This is a genomic window from Allobosea sp. P1_A7 (assembly GCF_056406775.1).
This window is the reverse complement of record NZ_JBFTZN010000376.1, coordinates 1-4,307: the sequence shown is the minus strand read 5'-3', so window position 1 is coordinate 4,307 and position 4,307 is coordinate 1. Positions and strand designations below refer to the sequence as shown.

Annotated in this window: 2 protein-coding genes and 1 pseudogene; all 3 read left to right on the top strand. The window is 65.2% G+C overall.

Annotated features, from left to right (window positions below; translation table 11 throughout):
• Window positions 1–345: pseudogene (locus AC1D34_RS34490) on the top strand (O-antigen ligase family protein); the annotation flags it as partial.
• A gap of 4 nt (window positions 346–349) precedes the next feature.
• Window positions 350–2,344 carry an asparagine synthase (glutamine-hydrolyzing) gene (asnB, locus tag AC1D34_RS34485; RefSeq protein ID WP_476826666.1) on the top strand — a complete coding sequence of 665 codons (1,995 nt, stop codon included), beginning with the start codon at window positions 350–352 and terminating at the stop codon, window positions 2,342–2,344.
• A gap of 2 nt (window positions 2,345–2,346) precedes the next feature.
• On the top strand, window positions 2,347–4,307 hold a 1,961-nt coding region (locus AC1D34_RS34480; RefSeq protein WP_476826665.1), incomplete at its 3' end, for a GumC family protein.

Sequence of the window (4,307 nt, the reverse complement as noted above, 5' to 3'; positions counted from 1 at the left end):
GGGTCGGCCTCCCTGGGCCTCGGTCCGGGGCCGCATTCCGAACGCCCCACGGGTCCTAACCCGCAGAACCTGCCCGGCCCGTTCGAGGCGCACAGCACGCCCCTGGACCTGTACACCCAAGGAGGCGTGCTTGGCCTCGCCACTCTGGCGTGGCTCGTCGGCAGTACCCTCTTGCTCACGCTGCACGCCCGGTTCGATGCCCTCTCGGCACTGATCTGCTCTGTGGCGGTGTTCAGCATCAGCCACTTCATTCTTCGCCACCCGATCTTCTGGTTCGCCCTCGCCCTGTGTTTGGCCGAGGGCTGCACGCGAAGGCCGACGGTGTCCGCTCACTACGGGAGATGACAGGATGTGCGGGATTGCGGGTATCATTCTGCCCCCCGACGCTGCGGACCCCGGGTTACTGGGTGCGATCAAGCCGATGACGGCTTCCATTCGCCATCGTGGGCCGGACAGCGACGGGTTTTGGAGTGACCGTGAGGCAGGCGTCGCACTGGGTCATCGACGCCTCGCAATCGTCGACCTGACCGAGGGCGGCCACCAGCCGATGCTTTCCCACAGCGGACGRCTGGTCATGACCTTCAACGGCGAGGTCTACAATTTCCATACCCTGCGCCGCGAACTCGAAGATCTCGGGCATAGCTTCCGTGGTGGCAGCGACACCGAGGTGATGCTCGGCGCGATCGAAAGCTGGGGTCTGGAGAGGGCGCTCCAGCGCTTCACCGGCATGTTCGCACTCGGCCTCTGGGACCGAAGGGCGCGTGTTCTCCATCTGGTCAGAGATCGGATGGGAAAGAAGCCACTCTACATCGCGCGCATCGGACGTGCCCTTGTGTTTGCCTCCGAGCTGAAGGCAATTCGCACCTTTCCGGGCTTTCAAGCCCGGATCGATCGCGAGGCTGTGGCCGCCATGCTGGCGCGCGGCACGATGCCGGATCGGTGCTGCATCTGGCACGATGTGTTCAAGCTGCCCCCTGGAGCCATGCTGTCGGTGAGCGTCGACGAGATCGCCGACGCTCCCGACACAGCAACTCTCAAGTCGAGGATCCACCAGTGGTGGTCCCTGGCTGCCGTGGCCGAAGAGGGGCGGAAGAATCCGTTCGTTTCCGACGATGTCGCACTGGTCGCGGAGCTTGACGAACTGCTTCGTCTCGCCGTGCGCGAGCGGATGGTCGCCGACGTTCCGCTCGGCGCATTCCTCTCCGGAGGAATCGACAGCTCGACCGTCGTCGCGCTGATGCAGGCCCAGTCCGACAGGCCGGTGCGCACGTTCACGATCGCATTTCGCGAACGAGGCTATGACGAGTCGGTCGAGGCCGGGCGTATCGCCCGGCACCTCGGGACAGATCATACGGAGCTGCATCTGACGCCGGCGGAGGCTCGCGAGGTCATCCCCGAATTGCCACGCATCTGGGACGAGCCATTCGCCGACTGGTCGCAAATCCCGACCCTGCTCGTCTCCCGCCTCGCTCGCACTGATGTGACMGTGGCTCTGTCGGGCGATGGCGGCGATGAATGCTTTGCCGGCTACTCCAGGCATTTTCTTGCGGTGCGGCTGGCTTCCCTGCTTGGCCTGCCCCCCATTCTCCGCCGCACCGCTGCAGATTTCCTGGTTCACCTGGCGAATGGCGCCAGCGAGGAGATCGTCAATCGGCTGCCGGTGCCGGACAGGCTGAGGCGCTCGCTGCGCGGCGACCGCCTGAGGCGTCTTTCCGATCTCTTCGCCGCGAACGGAGACCAGGAAATCTACCGGCGGCTGACACGTGTCTCGGAGCTAACCCTGGCGCGCGACGCCGAAGCTGCCGAGCCCGATGCTCCCGTCCTCGACGATCTGGTGTCGCAACTGATCTTTCGGGACATGACTGGATATCTGACGAGCGACATTCTGGTGAAGCTCGACCGGGCAAGCATGGCGACGAGCCTGGAAGCCCGCTGTCCGCTTTTGGATCATCGCGTCGTCGAATTCGCCTGGCGCCTGCCGACAGCGGTCAAGGTCCGCCACGGCCAGGGCAAGTGGATCTTGCGACAGGTTCTTGCGCGCTACTTGCCCCGGCACCTGTTCGAGCGCCCCAAACAGGGCTTCGACGTGCCTGTCGGTGCCTGGCTGAAGGGGCCGCTACGGGCCTGGGCGGCCGACCTGCTGACCGAATCGCGGCTGCGGCGCCACGATCTTCTCGACGTGGCGGCGGTCCAGGCGTGCTGGGCGGAGCATCTGAGCGGCCGCCGCGACCATTCGCTTGCGCTTTGGGCTGTGCTGATGCTCGAGGCCTGGCTCGACGAGGGCGCAGGTCCGCCGGCCACCACACCGGTCGGTGAATTCGACCTCGCATTGCAGGGGAGCTGACGATGGAAGCGTTGACCGGCAAGGGCCAGCGGTTCATCGCGACGGCACGACCTTCGGATCTGCCGCCACTCGAACCGACGACGCGGATAACCAGACCGATCATTGGATCGGCGCCAGGGCCGCTGCCATTCCAGCGGATCGTCCACGCGCTGTCGAGGCGGCGGGGTTTGATCCTTGCAATGATGCTCCTCGGCGGCGGAGGGGTCGCGATCGTTGGCCTGATCATGTCGCCCACCTATACGGCAACGACGCAAATCGTGGTCGATCGCGCCTCGGAAGGGTCGAGTGGCACATCCCAGGCCTCCCAAGCCATCGACGATGCGGCGATCGACACGCACTTGGCCGTGCTTTCGTCCGATGCGCATCTGCGACGGGTCGCTTCGGCGCTCCTTCTTGCCCATGAGGAAGTGGTGGCGGCAGGGAAGCAACCGGACTCCTGGCTGCACCGTGTCCAGGATGGGCTCGGTGCCGCCTGGTCGTTTCTCACGCAGCCGTTTCGGCGTAGCGCTGACAGCCACTCCCCTGACAGTAACGAAAGCGCGCTGGCCCAGCAGTTGAAGCGCTCCGTAAAGATCGGCCAAGAGCGACGTTCGAGAGTCTTGTCAGTTGTTGCAACRGATTCCGATCCGGGACGTGCAGCCGAGATCGCGAACACCGTCGCGAATGTCTACATCGAGGATATTGCGCAACGAAAGCGCACCGACGCGGAGCAGCTTGTGGTCTGGCTCGCCAAGCGCGTTCCCGAAATGAGGCTGGAGGTGGCGCGTGCCGAAGAGGAGCTGCAGGCCTACCGCTTGCTCCATGGCGCAGCGGTCGATGGCACCCCTGATGTAACCGGCCAGCAGATCGCACAGCTGGCCCGGCAATTGGCCCTGGCCAAGTCCGATTTCGCCGCGACGCAACAACGGCTGAACCGGTTCAACGACTTGCGCCAGCGCGGCGCACCCACCTCCGCCCTTGCGGATGCACTGGGATCAGCGAGCCTGGCCGAGTTCGCCCATAACGAAGCAGCACCAGCGACAGTCGGTCAGGAGCCTCAGCCGGAGCCGCGCCGGAAAGCGGACCGTGCGACAGAGCAGGCGATCGATCAGGCGTTCAGCCAGGTAGAGACCGACGGTCGCATTCTCCAGGCTCAGGCCAGATCAATCGAGGAGCGGCTGCAGTCCCTGAAGGCGGCGGCGACCGAAACCGCGGCCAGCATGTCCGGTTTGCGGGCTCTCGAGCGTCAGGCGGCCGCAGTAGCCCAGCTCTATGATGCCCTTCTGAGCCGTCAGCAGCAGGCAAACGAACAGGTCCAGCTCATTCAGCCGGACGTCCGGGTGATGGCGTCGGCGTGGCCGCCGGAAAGGCCAAGTTCGATTCACCCGGCCTTCCTCATTCCGCCCGGCGTGATGGTCTTCGGCATCATGGGCGTGCTGCTTGCGCTCGGCATCGACAGACTTGATCACACTCTTCGCAGCACGGATGAAGCCGCCGAAGCTCTGGCCGTTCCTTGCCTCGGGCAGGTCCCGCGGGTCACGCTCCGGCACGCAAAGCGGATCGAGGATCTGCTGCGGCAGCAGCCTCAATCAGTCTATGCGCGGTCAATCCGCTCATTGCTGATCTCCGTGTTGCCAAGGGGCTCCGGCAGCTTCGCGTCGAAGATCATCCTTGTCAGCTCCGCCCTTCCGGGCGAAGGCAAGACCACGGTCGCGCGGAGCCTTGTCCTCTCCGCGGCGCGCCTTCGACTGCGCGTGCTCCTGATCGACCTCGGCGAGCCAAGCGGGCTCCCTGAACGGGACATCGTGACGATGGCGCGCGCGGCCGCCCCCGGCGTCGATCTCGTCGACGTCCTGAGCCGCGGCCGACCGATCGCCGATGCGGTGGAGCACCTTCCTGAGCTTGGGGTCGACTACATTCCGCCGCCTCRACTCGATGGCAACCTGCTTCATTTCCTCGCAAACCCGCAAGTTCCGCACTGGCT